The organism is Paraburkholderia acidiphila, from assembly GCF_009789655.1.
Taxonomy (GTDB): domain Bacteria; phylum Pseudomonadota; class Gammaproteobacteria; order Burkholderiales; family Burkholderiaceae; genus Paraburkholderia; species Paraburkholderia acidiphila.
On sequence record NZ_CP046911.1, the window covers coordinates 149,027 to 163,768 of the forward strand.

Sequence of the window (14,742 nt, forward strand, 5' to 3'; positions counted from 1 at the left end):
GCGAACGTCTCCGCATCCCTCAAGCACTGGGGTCTGCCCATGACGACAACAACGAAGGTCTCCATTTGCCTGCCGACGTACAACCGGCCTGAACTGCTCGTTCGCTGCATCGAGTCGTGCCTCATGCAAACGCATGCGAACATCGAGATCGTGATCGGCGACGACTCGAGCGACGATCGCACGGCGCACCTGGTCGCCTCGCGTTACGGCAACGACGCGCGCATTGCCTACCGGCGCAACGTGCCCGCGCTCGGCCAGGCGCCCAACGTGGCCAGCCTCTTCGAGCGCGCGAGCGGAGACAAGATCCTGCTGATCCACGACGACGACTACCTGCTCGTGCACTGCATCGAGAAGCTGCTTGCGCAGTGGGAGCGTTATCCGGATCTGGAAGTCGCGTTCGGCGATCAATACGAAACCGATCATGACGGGCGCATCATGCATGCTGCCAGCGAGCGCATGAACGCCGCGTATCACCGTACGGCCAGCGCGGCGGGACTGCAAAACCCGCCGGGCCGCGTGGGCATCGTGCAAATGTTCCCCAACAACGGCTGGCTCGCCAATGCGGCGCTCGTCAAGCGCATCGGCTACGACGACCGTTACGGCACCTGTTGCGACTATGTGTTCGGCACGCAGCTTTGTCTCGCGGCAAAGCGTGTGTGCTATGTGAACGAATACGTCTCGTGCTATCGCATCACCGATGTTTCGGTATCCCAGGCGACGCGCACGAGCATCAATGCCTCGTCGATTTCGGCGTGGCGCTTTCTCGACGGCCTCGCACTGCCGCCCGAGCTGGAACCGGCGCGCAAGCTCGCCATGCGCCGACTCGTGCCAATCGTGGTCTCGCTGCTCGCGCGCAATCGCGAGGCCCGCGCCGGGCTGCAACTCGCGCTCGGCAATCTCTACGCGTATCGCTTCGGCTTCAGCCCGCGCCTTTACTACCACCTGTTGATGATCTGGAAGGCCACGCGGCGGCCGGGCACGGAGTCCGTCGCTCTGCTGACCATCAAGGACGAACCAGGCGTGGATACTTCCCGAGCACGCATGCCGTAGCGCGCTTCACGTCGTGAACAGCGGCCGCAGGTCGGCGATGTTCGCTACGTGCTCCAGCGCGTTGATCCGCTCGATCAGTTGCGCGGTCTTTCGCTGGCCGAGCACCGGCTCCATGAGATCGCGCGCCTTCTCGTTCACCTGGGCGACGCTCAGCGGATTCTCTTTCGTGCCGGGCGGAAAGCGTGTGTAGTGGCTCACGGTGCGCCCGTCGGTCAATGTCACTTCGACAATGCCGCCGCGCGGCGCGGCCGGGTCGCTCAGCTTCGGGTCCGCCACGACGCTCACTTTCGCGCGCTGCGCCAGGATCTGCGGATCGCGCATGAGCGCTGCGTCGTGGCTGTCCGCGAACGACACCGCGCCCTTCACGAGCGCCAGCGCCACCATGTGCTGGCAGTTGACGTCGGGCATCGCACTGTCGCCGACAATCCCGATCGCGTCGGGCGGCACCTTCACCACTACCGTGCGCACGTTGTCCGGCGTGAGCTGATATTGCCGCCGCAGCGTGAGCAATGCGTCGAGGGGCGATTGAATCGGATAGCCCACCGAATACGTCTTGATCGCCGTTTCCGTGACGAAGAAGCGGCTGCCGAGCCGGTCGATCATCGCCTCTGGCTGCGGCTTCGCGGAAAGCGCGATGAAGAGATTGTGCGTGCCGTCGAGCACATCGGCCACGCCGGTCATGCCTGACTGCACCATGGTCGCCGCCATCACGCCATTGCGCGCGCCCATGCCCGCGAAATCGAACGCCTTTTCGATGTGGTCGCGGTCCTTCACCCAACTCCACAGCCCCGAGACCTGTTGCGCCGCGTAAGAGATCGCATAGCGGGTCTGGCGTTCGTCGAGCCGCGCGAGCGCAGCGGCCGCGCCGAGCGCGCCGAACGTCGAGGCCGTGCCTTCCGCGCTGCGGTGCGATGCGCGCACGAGGTCCGGGCCGAGCGCCATCAGGAGCCGGCACGCGGTGTCGTAGCCCAGCGCGACGGCGCGCACGAACGCCGCGCCCGATGCGCCCTGGCCTTCGCCTAGCGCGAGCGCGGCGGGCACCGTGGAGCAGCCGGGGTGCGCCTTCGTGACGGGCTCGAAGTCGTCGGTCTCGTCGGAATGCGCACACATGGCGTTGGCGAGCGCGGCGTTCACCGTGCTCGTGCGCAGGTCTGAACCCACGACCGATGCCTGCGGCGCGCCGCCGAGCGAGCGCACGTATTGCGTCGCCAGCATGCCGGGTCGCATGCGAGAACCCGAGACCATCGCGCCGAAGGTGTCGAGTATGTGGTTCTTGCACTCGATCAGCACGGCGTCGGGCAACGGCTTGTCGCGCGCGGCGACGATGTAGCGCGCGAGTTGCGCGGTGATGCCGGTGTCGTCTGGCGATGTCGAGGGCGATGCGTCGGCGGCAAGTGCGTGCTTAGCGTCGAGGACGGACAACACGCTGCACGCCGCGGCGCATTGAAGCAAGCGGCGGCGCGAGGACGAAGGCAATATTGGCATCTTTATCCGTTCGGAATCCGTATTTTCATCGGTCTGCCAGGTGCGGCTCACGCGGTAATCGCTCCCGCATCGAAACGGTATGCCATGAGCGCGGCCAATCCGCGCCGCCCGTCTATCGAAGCCGCTGCACTCGTGAAGCCGTGTTTCGCGAGCAGTGCCGCTTCGATCGCATCTGCGGCCGCCTTGCCGGTTTCCAACGCGCCCATGGCTTCGCCCGCGTTGCGCGCGAGGCCCGCGGCCTGCGTGGCGGCGATGCCGAGCGCGTGGCGCGTGCGCAGCGCGTCGAGCCCGAGAAGACGCGCCGCCGCGAGCGTCGCCCCCACGATTCCGAGCGTTGCTGCCACGTTCCAGCGCGCGCGAAACGCTTCGTCGTCCACGGCGGCCCCCAGCCGCGCCGAAGCGCGCGTGCCGGTCGCGACGGCGGCGGCGATGTCTTCTTCGGTGGCCTCGATCGACTCGCCCAGCGCAAGCGCTGCCGCAATGACGGGCGTGGCGGTCGAACCGGCATCCAGCGTGGCAAGCGCAGCGCCAAGCTGCCATGCGCGCAAGCGCGCATCGGTAGCCTGCCCGAGCATTTCGTTCAGCGGGCTGGCTTCGCGGGGCTGCGCGGCGCAGCGGCGCGCGTTGGTCACGGCACTGCGCGCGGCTTCGATTTCGCGCGCGCCAGGCTGCGCAGCGGCCAGCGCCACGAATGCGTCGGATACGGCGGAATGAGTGGCGGGGTTATGCATGAACCAGATCCTTGTTCGGCGTGCACAGGGCGAAAAACGCATCGAGATTCGTTGCGCGCTCCACGTTCTCGACGACAGTGGCGATACGATCCGCCGCACCTGCGCCAAGCCGCGGGTCGATCAGCGCGCGCACCTTGTCCAGCAGTTCGTCGTCAGTCAGGGGCCGCGCGAGACTGCCGCGCGCGTGTTCGACGTGATGCGCGGCAACGCTGCCGTCGCGAAGCCGCGCCTCGATGTACACCTCGTCGCGGTTCACAGCGGCGTCGGGCACGAGCGTTGTTTTCGCGCGCAGCACTTTCACGTCGTCGCGCGTCACGCGGCTGTCGTCGTACTGCGCGAGACCCACTTGACCGTCGCACAGCGCAGCGGCCACGCCATGAATTGCGCTGAACCGCGCCTGCAGGCCGTCATGAGGCTGCGGATTGCCCATCAGCTCGGGCACAAGCGGATGGCAACGCAGCACGATCGCGTCGACCGAAGCGGCATCCACAATGCGGCCCGCAATCGCGAGGCCCGCGTCGATGGCAGGATGGGCGACGATCCCGCACGGATACGGTTTGTAGGTGTTGAACAGCAGTTCCCAGCGTTCATCGAACTCGCCGTTCATGCGCTCGAAGTCCACTTTCGTCGAGAGCGATCGCGCATAGCCTCCCGGCGCTTCGAAAATATCCGCAGCCGCGTGCTGCCCGTGCTGGGCGAGCCGCGCGGCGTCGATGCCGTTGGCAGCCGCTTTGCCGGGATGAAACGGCTTGGTCATGGTGCCGAAGGCTTCGCGCTGCCCGATGAACATCGAGGCGGCAATCGATACGGCCTCCTTAAGTCCGGCTTCGTCGAGGCCGAGAAGGAGTGCCGCCGTGACCGCGCAGCCAATCACGCCGCACGTGCCCGTGATATGCCAGCCCCGGTCGTAGTGCTCGGGCGAGATGGCCACGCCCACTCGCAGTTGCGCCTCGCACCCCATCGCGAAAGCCGTGAGTGCCTGCGCGCCGGTGGGCCGCGTTTGCGGCGCGAGCGCAGTAAGCACCGCAAGCGTGGACGCCGCGGGATGGATCACGGTGGCGAGATGCGTATCGTCGAAATCGTCGAGATGACCGGCGAAGCCGTTCGCCAGCGCGGCGAAATGCACGTCGGTGCGCTCGGTGCGGCCCAGCACGCCCGCCTCGCCCGGAGCCCCCAGGTCGCTTGCAGCGGCGAGTATCGCACCCACGCCCGGATGCCTGCACGCGCCGATCGTTGTGCCAACAACATTGATGAACGAACGCTTCGCTTCCTTCAAGACGCCGGCGGGCAACGGACGCTGTGCCAGTGCGTACAAGCCCTGCGCGAACGCGGCGGCAATGGAACCACTCATTGCGACAACTCCTCAAGACGTACACCGTTGGTTTTCGGCCCCCACGCGCCAACCGCCACGACGATCACGACCATCGCCGATGAAATCAGCAGGAAGACGGCGGGCACGCCATAGTGCTTGAGCAGCGCCGCCACCCAGAAGCCGACGAAAATCGAACTCACGCGGCTCCAGCTGAAGACGAAGCCCACGGCGCGCGCACGAATACGCGTGGGATACAGCTCGGCCTGATAGGTATGGAAGATACCGATGAGCCAGTTGTTCGCGATCGTGACCGCGCTGCCGAAAAGCAGGATCGGCACGGGGTCGCGCACCTGGCCGAACATAACGCCCGCCACGGCCACGACGATGGCGCAGCCGACCAGTTGCCACTTGCGCTGGAAGCGCTCCGCGCACGCCATGGCGCCGATGGCGCCGAGCGGCGTCGTAATGGCGATCACCATGGTGTAGAGCAGCGAATGCGTGATCGTGATGCCCTTCGAATACAGCAGCACCGGCACCCACGCGCCGAAACCGTACACGCCGAAGGTCTGGCAGAAGTTGAAGAGCGAGAGCATCACCGTGCGCTTGAAGTAGCGGCCCTGCCACATCTCGATCCACGCGCCGCTTGCCTGCAGCGGGTTCGCGTCCGGGCCTTCGGGCGGTTCGGCGAGCGGCTTGCCGGTTTCGGCGACCACCTTGCGCTCGATCTCGTCGACGATCTGGCGCGCCTCGCTCACGCGTCCCTTGCTCTCCAGCCAGCGCGGCGACTCCGGCAAGCCGTGGCGAATGAACCAGATGAACACCGCGCCGGCCGCGCCGATGATCATCACCCAGCGCCAGCCTTCCATGCCGAGGAAGGTGCGCGGCACGAGCGCATAGGAAATCACGGCGACCACCGGCACCGAAGTGAGAATGACGAGAATGCTGAACGCCGTGTAGCGTCCGCGCGCATCGCGCGGGGTGAGCTCGGAGATATAAGTGTCGACAGTAATGAGCTGCATGCCGATACCCACGCCCGCCACGAAGCGCCAGGCGTCCATGCCCACCGGCGAATGCTGGAAGGCGGCGATGAAGCTCGCCACGGAGTACGTCAGCATGGCAAAGGTGAACACCACGCGCCGCCCGAAGCGGTCGGTAATGCCGCCCAGCGCCACCGTGCCGACGAACATGCCCGCGAAGAACGAACCGAGGAAGCTGGCGAAGCCGTTCACGTCGAAGAGGCCGGCGGTCGTGGCGCGGTACAGCCCGCTGTGGATCAAGCCCAGCGAGATATAGGCCGCCATGAACATCTCGTAGAACTCGAACCAACCGCCCACCGCGATGCGCGCGACAAGCCCGCGAAAATACCGCGTAGGCGGCAGCCGGTCGAGCCGCGCCGAGACGCTGGCCTCGACGTGCGTTGACCCGGCGATCTCAGTTCCCATGTACATGGCGTCTCCTTGCCTGACGGGCAGCCGATCGGACTTTGTTTTAGTGTCGACAGTAAGAACCAGTATATGGCGATATTTTGGATATCTACGAGATTTTCTCTTCTTAGTGTATACACTTAAGCATCCGACCGGTGTCTTCGAAGGCAGAACGGACACGGGATTTGTTACAATCGGCGGCGCTGCGCCCAGTCGCGGCGCCTCGGGGGAAAGCGCATGGATGAAGATGTCGGCGTCATGGCCGCCCCGGAAACGGGCGAGCCGTCGAGCGTGGCCGAGATCGTCGACTGGGTGGCGCGCGGCATTATCGAAGGCCGGCTGCGTCCCGGCGACGATCTGAATTCGGTCGATCTCGCCAGACGCTTCGGCGTGAGCCGCACGCCGGTGCGCGAGGCGCTGTTCGCGCTGACGCGCGAGGGGCTGGTCGACTGGTCGCCGCGCCGCCGCCCGCGCGTGGCGGCCATGCAACTGAAGGAAGTGCGCGAAATCTACGCGCTGCGCGCCCTGCTCTATGGTCAGGTGTCGCTCGCCATCGTCGAGCACGCCACGGACGAGGACATCGCAGCACTCTGGCGCGCGCATGGCAAGCTGGCCGAAGTCGCGGCCAAAGGCGACGTAGACGGCTACTTCTGGGCCAACGTCGCGTTTCGCGACGAGGAACTGCGCGTGAGCCGAAACGGCATCTTCAAGGAGGTGCTGGACTCCATGCGCATGCGCACGAACCGCCTGCGCCACCTGAGCACGTCGCTACCGGGGCGTTTGCAGCGTTCGTGCACCGACCACCAGCGGCTGTGCGAGGCCTACGCCGAGCGCGACGGCGTGCTGGCCGCCGCGCTGAACCGCTCGATCGTGATGGGCGCACTGCATGCGATCGAAGCCGCCTGGGACAGCCTGCGCTGAGCATGCACGCTCGCTGTGCCCCTTTTTATTGACGTCTGTCCCGCGCCGAACGGGGCCTGCCGCCCTACCCGCCAGGCTTGCCGAAAGGCCATGGATACAACATACTTGACGATTCGACCGAATTCCTTCCGCATTCTCGTTCTACCGGGTCCTTTCTCATCATGAGCACAATTCTTGAAAGCCTTCCGACCGGCCAAAAGGTCGGTATCGCCTTCTCCGGCGGCCTCGACACCAGCGCCGCGCTGCACTGGATGAAGCTCAAGGGCGCCGTGCCTTACGCCTATACGGCGAACCTGGGCCAGCCCGACGAAGACGACTACGATTCGATCCCGCGCCGCGCGACCGAATACGGCGCCGCCGGTGCCCGTTTGATCGACTGCCGCGCGCAGCTCGTGGCGGAGGGCATTGCCGCCCTGCAATGCGGCGCGTTCCACATCTCGACGGCGGGCGTCACGTACTTCAATACGACCCCGATCGGCCGCGCCGTGACCGGCACGATGCTCGTGGCCGCGATGAAGGAAGACGGCGTCAACATCTGGGGCGACGGCTCGACCTACAAGGGCAACGACATCGAGCGCTTCTACCGCTATGGCCTGCTCGTCAATCCGGACCTGAAGATCTACAAGCCGTGGCTCGACCAGCAGTTCATCGACGAACTGGGCGGCCGCTCGGAAATGTCCGAGTTCATGCGCCAGTCGGGCTTCGAGTACAAGATGTCGGCTGAGAAGGCCTACTCGACCGACTCGAACCTGCTCGGCGCCACGCACGAAGCGAAGGACCTCGAGAGCCTGGAAAGCGGCATCAAGATCGTGAACCCGATCATGGGCGTGGCGTTCTGGCGCGACGACGTCAAGATCGACCGCGAAGAAGTGACGATCCGCTTCGAGGAAGGCCAGCCGGTCGCGCTGAACGGCCAGACCTTCCCGAACGCCGTGGAACTGCTGCTCGAAGCGAACCGCATCGGCGGCCGTCATGGTCTGGGCATGAGCGACCAGATCGAGAACCGCATCATCGAGGCAAAGAGCCGCGGCATCTACGAAGCCCCGGGTCTGGCGCTGCTCTACATCGCGTATGAGCGCCTTGTGACGGGCATCCACAACGAAGACACCATCGAGCAGTATCGCGAGAACGGCCGCCGTCTGGGCCGCTTGCTGTACCAGGGCCGCTGGTTCGACCCGCAAGCCATCATGCTGCGCGAAACGGCCCAGCACTGGGTGGCACGCGCCATCACCGGCGAAGTGAAGATCGAACTGCGCCGTGGCAACGACTACTCGATCCTCAGCACGAAGTCGGACAATCTCACGTATCAGCCAGAGCGTCTGTCGATGGAGAAGGTGGCCTCGACGTTCTCGCCGCGCGACCGTATCGGCCAGCTCACGATGCGCAACCTCGACATCACGGATACGCGCGAGAAGCTGCGTGTGTACTCGAAGGTCGGTCTGCTCGCGCCGGGTGCGGCTTATACGCTGCCGCAGCTGAACGACGAGAAGAAGTAAGGCGTCGGAGGTTCTCGTGAAGAAAGGGAAGGCAATGCGCCTTCCCTTTTTTTATGGCGTTGCGGGGTTGTGGGTTTGCGCCTCGCCGTTGGAGTTACCCACAGATTTTGTTGGCAAGCCTGTGGAGAACACCTGGGACTAGAGCCTAACCCATTGATCGACCGACTGTTTTTTGCTGCGTGAACGCGGGAGGCAATGACGGGCTGTGGGGGCGAGCTCTCAATACGCCCACCGCCATATCAGCCGTCGAGCGTATTGAACACACTCACTGCACGGCAAGCTGCTTCATCTTCCCGTAGACGAATTGCCCGAAATACCACGACAAATCGGAGTGGTTGAGGATGTTGGCGTCGGAGAGGGCCCCCGCTTCGAGCTTCAGGCGGCGCAGCATGAGCTTGCCGGCCTGCGAGGCGATGTAGAGCCGCACCAGTTCCTTACGGGTCTTCTCGTCGGCCGATTCAAAGTGCTCGCGGCCTTGCTTGACCTCCTCGTTGCGCTGCGACCTCGCCTCTTCGTCGCGCGCCGCGATGCTCTGCTTGACCGCCGTGGTCGCGACCGTCCTGGCGGTCTCCTGAGCAGTCGCCGTGATGGCCAGTTCGCTCTGGATCGCCACCATCTTGCGCTCGGCCTCCGAGACCTGCCAGTTGTGGCTCAGCGCCTTCATCAGATAACCCGCAGGGCTCTTGGTCACCTTGCCCTGATTGAGCCGGAAACGCGTGTATTCGATGGCCTGCTGGATGCGCTCATCAGTCCAACTCATGCGATGTTCCGCAATCACGTCGAACTGCTTGTTGCTCAGGCCGAACTCCTCCTTGAGCGTAAGCAGCAGGTCGTGCGCATCGGGCTGCCGGGAGAGCAACGCGGCGACCGTGTCCTTGCGCTTCATCCGAAACCGGATCTTGTTGATTTTGCGCGAGGTTTCCGAATCGGCGCGGGTTTCGTAGCTCAGGTCGATGTCGGACAGTTCGTTGATCTGCCGCACCGCGGGGTCGAGATACTTTGGCCGGAAATGCTTGAACTCCGACGCACTCGTACCGAGTTTGCCCGGCCAGCGCCGCATGACGTCGAGCTCGATCCAGTCGGTCAGGCCAGCCGCCACGTAGGGCAGCACGTAGTCGTAGATCGCGCGGGCGTAGGTCTGCGAGAACGACGCCGTGATGCACAGGTTCAGCCAGTGATGCTTGTCGGGCCCAGTGATGTGGCGCAGCATGAGCGGCGGAATGCGGAACTGGATGCGCCCCTTGCCGATCTTGACGCTGCCCATCAACTGCTCGGAGATCCACTGGTCGTCTTCGTTGGGCGCGCGGTCGGGCGGCGTGTCGGTCACCTCGATCAGCACGCGCTGCGCTTCCTTGATGACGCTCTGCAAGTGGCGCACGTTACGGCTCTCATAGCGCATGAGCCACTTGAAGTAGTTCAGGTCGACGTCGTAGGTATCGCGCGGCGCGGGCTCCTGGGCGGCAATGAAATAGGCGGCGTCGATGAAACGGCGCGACGACAGCCCAAGCCCATTGATGGCGACGAACACATTGTTGCGCTGAAAGCCGATCTCGCGCGTACTCTCATTGATCGGCTGGCCGGACATCTCCTCAAAGAGACCCAGCGACATCTGCAGTGTTGTAGTCCTTCGCCCGCTCTCCTCCGACATACGCACGCTCTCCCCGTCGACATTGGCGGGCACTCTATCACTACGCAAACACAAGTCAACACAATAAACGTTACCTCAAACGGGCGCCCAATCTGGCTCGCGCACAAAAAACGTACCTGAGAGCACAAATTCCTCTACACCGACTGCACATAAAACGGAAACTCCTTGCACATAAAACAGTGCAGTGAGCACAGAGAACGGTGCTTTTGACGTGCAAGCCTTTGAAATCAAAGGAAACGCATGCGTACGTTAGTTGGTTGGTGGGTTTTTATCTTTAAGTAAACAAACAAACCGCGCTCAAAAAAGATGCTCTGCACGGATTTTGACGTGCTGCGTCTCTCAATGCGGTCGGGATATTCACCGTAGATTGGCCACAAAGCGCTATGTGGCGAGGCTTTCAGGCGCCGGGAACCTGAACGCGATCTACCTTTGGCTCTACGGATCGCACGGGAGGGTAACGATTTCTGTGCGGATCCGTGGATCTAAGGAAGTGGTTTATGTGCAGATTGTCTGGTGACGCGCCGAGACGGTGGTGAACCGGGTAAGCGTTATCGATGGGACGAGACTCAGGGCGACGATTCGACGGGAAAACCCGAAGGCAACGGATTTTGTGCACGCACGGAAGGTGCCGTCATAGCACCGTTTTTTGTGCAGACGTGGACGGTAGCGGGGGAGGTAACGTTTATTGTGCGGCTGATGCGTAGCGGTTCACTTGCTCGCCATGGGTGCGAGGTAACGGATTTTGTGTAGCTGTGGCGTGGGGGCGCTTAAGGAGGGAATTGGGCCGCCGGAATGTCTGGATTTGCGGCCGTGCGGGATGCAGAAGGGGAACGTGGTAACGGTTTTTGTGCAATGCGGGGTTGGGCATACCCGGCGAAGCCTTGGCCAGGGCTCGCACGGTAACGGTTATTGTGCAGTTGTGGCCGGCTAGATGGGGTAGCAGAAATCTGGAAGCACAAAAATCGTTGCCGGCCGTCTGCATCGGCGTACGTCGACAGACGAGGCGAGGGAATTGCACAAAAACCGTGACCGCCGCGGAGGATACAAAGCATGAAGTCAGTGCGGATCGCGATCCGAGACTGGATCTGCACAAAAACCTCCACCACGAATGTTGCGACGAAGCGCTCCGACCCCGCAAATTGCTCAAAAAATAGGCAGATCGGGAGAGGCAGGTCTATACGGGCGCTGGTGGCTTTGCCAGTTTGACTGATGCCTTGCCCTTGGAAATGCCTCGCGAGGGCAATACAGCCCGTTTTGAAGGGTCATTTTTTTTCATATCGCCCTCAATTAGTGTGTTTTCACACACTTTTCCTGTATTCTACGCTTTATCCAAATTCTGATAAAAAGCGTATTAATGGCGAAAACTATCGAATTGCCCTCGATTGATCGGCGTGTGGATCTTTCCGCGATCACCGAATTTGCCGAAGAGGCCGGCCGTCTATCTGAAGAGCTTCGGGAGATGATGCTGGCGCCGCGGCCGCGAAAGATGGCGCCCACCTTCACATCGGCTCAGGTAGCAGAGATGTGCGGCATTGACCGCATCAAATTGAACAACCTGCTTGCCACCCGCGAGGGTCTCCCGCAAGGCGTGGCACAAGGGTCCGGGCGAAGCCGGGTCTTCACGCTGCCGGAAGCGAGAACCTGGGTCCAGCAAGTTTCCGATATTTATCAGACGCCGCTCCATACTGGCGTACGCGACGCCGACGGCAAGGTCATACTCGTCGCCAATTTCAAGGGCGGCTCGACGAAAACGACCACGACCATGTGTCTCGCCCAAGGCCTCACCTTGCGCGGCCGCAAGGTCCTGCTGATCGACCTGGATCCGCAAGCGTCGCTAACGGAACTCTGTGGTCTGTATGCCGAAAAGGAAGTGACCGAGGATAGCACGGTCCTGCCGTTCATCTACGACCCGCATATGGAAGGCGGCCTGCTGAACTTCGTGCAGGAAACCTACTGGGACGGGCTCGACGTGATTCCTGCGCACCCCACGCTCTTTTCCGCAGAGTTCCATATTCCGGGTACCGTGATCAAGAACCCGGGATTCAAATTCTGGGACCTGTTGCGCCAAGGCGTGGAAGTGCTGCGCAAGCAATACGACTACATCATTCTGGATACGGCGCCGTCACTGTCCTATCTCACCATCAATGCGCTCATGGCAGCCGACGCGATGGTCATGCCGCTCGTGCCCGAGAGCCTGGATTTCATCAGTTCGGTGTCGTTCTGGAGCCTCTTCTCCGACCTTGCGCACACGATCATGGAGCGCGGTGACGAGAAGACGTACGACTTCGTCTCCGTCCTGCTTTCGAAGGTGGATTACGGCAAAACGTCGTCGGCTCCGGTCGTGCGCTCCTGGGTGCAACGGACCTACAAGGACTGGGTGAACGCGCTCGAAGTACCGGCCAGTTCCGCGATGAGCAACGGCGCACTCGCCATGGCCACCGTGTTCGACATCAGCAAGGGCGATCTCGCGGACAAGACGGTGGCGCGTGTGCGTCAGCCGCTGACGGATTACGTACAGTGGATCGACGATCTCTACGTAGAACAATGGAGGGCCGGCAAGTGAGTTCATTCCGCGACAAGATGGCGGCGAAGACCGCTGAGCTCGGCTCGTCTTCGGAGCGTCCCGCCGCCGAACGGCCGGCTGCCGTTGCGCCGGCGGAACCGCGCCGCAGCAGCGCGTTCAAGACCGGGCCGGGCATGCTCGGCGCGTTGGCGGTGGCGCAGCAGCGCATCCAGGAACTGGAGAATACGAGCGACAAGCTCATGCTTCCTGTGAACGCGATTCAGCCGAATCCGTGGCAGCCCCGCAAGATTTTCAGCGACGAGGGCCTTGCGTCGCTCGCCGAATCGATCCGCGAAGTCGGGCTTGTCGAGCCGATCGTCGTTCGCCGTGCGGAGAATAATGGTTACCAGCTGATCGCTGGCGAACGACGTCTGCGTGCGCACGCGCTGATTCAGGCGCAGGACATTCGTGCCTCCGTAATCGAATGTTCCGATCAAGACATGGCCGTGCTGGCACTGGTCGAAAACGTCGGGCGCGAAGACCTCACTGATTATGAGATTGGGCAATCGCTACGCCGCGCCGAGCGGGAGTTTCCGACCCGCAAGCGCATGGCCGAGGCGCTGGGCATGTCGCGCAAGGGCTTGTACCGCTTCCTGGCCTTTGAAAATCTGCCGGATTTCATTCGGCGCGATCTTGATTTGAATCCCCGACTGCTGGGCGGGTCCGCCGCCGATGAGGTCGTCTCGGCGATCAAGAAGTACGGCGTGGCGGGGCTTTCGGCGGCGCGTGAGTTGTGGCCAGCCGTCGTCGGTCGGACGCTGGACCAAGGTAAGCTGGCTGCCGCGATCGGCGCCCAAGCTGGCCGGAGTGAGACGACCGAAAGCGTATCCGAACGCAGCATCGAGAAGATCTTTTCGGGGAAAAGCCACGCCGGGAGCATTACCAAGGATACGAACAGCTTTACTGTGAAGCTCAAGACGGGCGTGCTGTCGGATGCTCAGGAGACGCAAATCCGGGAGTTGATTAGTCAGCTGTTCAACGTAAAGCCCGGCTGATCGGGTCTCGAGATGGTTGGTGTGGAGGAAAGCCCGCTTCGGCGGGCTTTTTTTTTTGTGGCTGGGATCGTGTGTCGAGTCGACACACCCGCGACGCGGTTGCGGCGCGAAGGTGCCGGCTGCGAAAACGCTTTGCGAAGGCGGTTTGCATGCGCGGCTATCAGGTCGAGGAACCATCGCCGAACAGCGACGTATCCGTCACTGAAACGCGACAATGTGCGTCGTGTGTCGACTCGACACACGATGGTGCGGAGGGCGTCTGGGACGCATCGTCCCGCTGGTAGTGTGCGTTGAGAAAGCAGCGCTTCTCGGCCGACATTTCGTGTGTCGACTCGACACACGACGGCCACGCTCGTTGAGAACCAAAGGATTTCGACTGCCGCGTGGAAGGGATGCTGCTCGCCGGTGACTAGAGGCGTTCGCCGTGCACGGAGGCCAGGAACTGCGGTGCTCGAATTCATTTGATCGAGGCACTGTGTCGAGTCGACACACGGTCGGGGGGCGATGTGCGATACGTGGTCTCGGGGGTGAAGACAAGGCTTTGTGTAATCGCAGCAGGCTGCGCTTGGTGCTGAGTGTGGGGTGCGTGCTCGATCGCAAACCGACTGACTGGCCGAGACTGTGTGTCGAGTCGACACACAGTGTTATCTCGGTGCGGTGGAAGCCTGAAGCAATTGTGATCCGAGACCGGCTACATGCCGTCGGTGTGTCGACTCGACACACCGAGACGCACATTGACTACTCCGGGTCCAACCGTGCCAGCCAGCACAATGGACATTAGCGAACTGATTGGCGCGTCGTATCTGGAGACCACTACCTCGCGCATGTAGATGCGCGCCGCCGCGCTCACCGCCCGTCCGTATTTGCCGCTCAAGTCGGCTCTCTGTGGCGCTTCATAAGGAGCGCTCGCGTATCGATGGAAAGCGACGACATTTGCGCGACTGGACTTGAGATCAAGCTGGTCCAAAAGACCGATGAATTCTATTTTGCGGGCGTACCGCAAAGAGCCTATACCACAGCCGATTGGCGCGTCCCCATTGCATCGCGCTACCCCTATGAGTTGCATACGCCGGGAGCCGCATGCCGTAGCGGGCTCGCATCGCTCAACGCTCAGGTT

10 protein-coding genes are annotated in these 14,742 nt (G+C 62.7%); 5 read left to right on the forward strand and 5 right to left on the reverse strand.

From position 1 onward, the window contains the following. The first annotated feature begins 39 nt into the window (after positions 1-39). Positions 40-1,050 carry a glycosyltransferase family 2 protein gene (locus FAZ97_RS24950; RefSeq protein ID WP_158761190.1) on the forward strand — a complete coding sequence of 337 codons (1,011 nt, stop codon included), beginning with the start codon at positions 40-42 and terminating at the stop codon, positions 1,048-1,050. Between the two features lie 6 nt (positions 1,051-1,056). On the opposite strand, the gene FAZ97_RS24955 is transcribed toward FAZ97_RS24950, so the two are convergent. The 4 genes from FAZ97_RS24955 to FAZ97_RS24970 form a co-directional block, all read right to left on the reverse strand. Beyond that, positions 1,057-2,475 carry an MmgE/PrpD family protein gene (locus FAZ97_RS24955; protein WP_199272188.1) on the reverse strand — a complete coding sequence of 473 codons (1,419 nt, stop codon included), beginning with the start codon at positions 2,473-2,475 and terminating at the stop codon, positions 1,057-1,059. 107 nt (positions 2,476-2,582) lie between these two features. Further along, on the reverse strand, positions 2,583-3,266 hold the full coding sequence (locus FAZ97_RS24960; RefSeq protein WP_158761192.1) for an MmgE/PrpD family protein: 684 nt from the start codon (positions 3,264-3,266) through the stop codon (positions 2,583-2,585). Further along, positions 3,259-4,617: an MmgE/PrpD family protein gene (locus FAZ97_RS24965; protein ID WP_158761193.1), complete on the reverse strand. Its 1,359-nt coding sequence runs from the start codon at positions 4,615-4,617 to the stop codon at positions 3,259-3,261. The genes FAZ97_RS24960 and FAZ97_RS24965 overlap by 8 nt, the downstream gene beginning before the upstream one ends. Then, on the reverse strand, positions 4,614-6,026 hold the full coding sequence (locus FAZ97_RS24970; protein WP_158761194.1) for an MFS transporter: 1,413 nt from the start codon (positions 6,024-6,026) through the stop codon (positions 4,614-4,616). The genes FAZ97_RS24965 and FAZ97_RS24970 overlap by 4 nt, the downstream gene beginning before the upstream one ends. 213 nt (positions 6,027-6,239) lie before the next feature. Between FAZ97_RS24970 and FAZ97_RS24975 the strand changes: the two genes are divergently transcribed. Continuing rightward, on the forward strand, positions 6,240-6,923 hold the full coding sequence (locus FAZ97_RS24975) for a GntR family transcriptional regulator (RefSeq protein WP_158761195.1): 684 nt from the start codon (positions 6,240-6,242) through the stop codon (positions 6,921-6,923). Positions 6,924-7,084: 161 nt separating this feature from the next. Continuing rightward, on the forward strand, positions 7,085-8,419 hold the full coding sequence (gene argG / locus FAZ97_RS24980; protein WP_110383903.1) for an argininosuccinate synthase: 1,335 nt from the start codon (positions 7,085-7,087) through the stop codon (positions 8,417-8,419). A gap of 265 nt (positions 8,420-8,684) precedes the next feature. Here the strand turns inward: argG and FAZ97_RS24985 are convergent, their stop codons facing one another. Beyond that, positions 8,685-10,028, reverse strand: a complete 1,344-nt coding sequence (locus FAZ97_RS24985; protein ID WP_233271893.1) for a replication initiation protein — start codon at positions 10,026-10,028, stop codon at positions 8,685-8,687. A gap of 1,393 nt (positions 10,029-11,421) precedes the next feature. Between FAZ97_RS24985 and FAZ97_RS24990 the strand changes: the two genes are divergently transcribed. Both FAZ97_RS24990 and FAZ97_RS24995 read left to right on the forward strand, forming a co-directional pair. After that, a complete protein-coding gene (locus tag FAZ97_RS24990) occupies positions 11,422-12,630 on the forward strand; it encodes an AAA family ATPase (protein WP_028208684.1) in 1,209 nt (402 codons plus the stop codon). Further along, positions 12,627-13,625: a ParB/RepB/Spo0J family partition protein gene (locus FAZ97_RS24995; RefSeq protein ID WP_158761197.1), complete on the forward strand. Its 999-nt coding sequence runs from the start codon at positions 12,627-12,629 to the stop codon at positions 13,623-13,625. The genes FAZ97_RS24990 and FAZ97_RS24995 overlap by 4 nt, the downstream gene beginning before the upstream one ends. Positions 13,626-14,742: the final 1,117 nt, after the last annotated feature.

Excerpts from the sequence above, each read along its gene's own strand:
- FAZ97_RS24950 (WP_158761190.1), top strand. The coding sequence starts at position 40 with ATGACGACAACAACGAAGGTCTCCATTTGCCTGCCGACGTACAACCGG.
- FAZ97_RS24970 (WP_158761194.1), bottom strand. The coding sequence starts at position 6,026 with ATGTACATGGGAACTGAGATCGCCGGGTCAACGCACGTCGAGGCCAGC.
- FAZ97_RS24975 (WP_158761195.1), top strand. The coding sequence starts at position 6,240 with ATGGATGAAGATGTCGGCGTCATGGCCGCCCCGGAAACGGGCGAGCCG.
- FAZ97_RS24965 (WP_158761193.1), bottom strand. The coding sequence starts at position 4,617 with ATGAGTGGTTCCATTGCCGCCGCGTTCGCGCAGGGCTTGTACGCACTG.
- FAZ97_RS24990 (WP_028208684.1), top strand. The coding sequence starts at position 11,422 with ATGGCGAAAACTATCGAATTGCCCTCGATTGATCGGCGTGTGGATCTT.
- FAZ97_RS24985 (WP_233271893.1), bottom strand. The coding sequence starts at position 10,028 with ATGTCGCTGGGTCTCTTTGAGGAGATGTCCGGCCAGCCGATCAATGAG.
- FAZ97_RS24960 (WP_158761192.1), bottom strand. The coding sequence starts at position 3,266 with ATGCATAACCCCGCCACTCATTCCGCCGTATCCGACGCATTCGTGGCG.
- argG (WP_110383903.1), top strand. The coding sequence starts at position 7,085 with ATGAGCACAATTCTTGAAAGCCTTCCGACCGGCCAAAAGGTCGGTATC.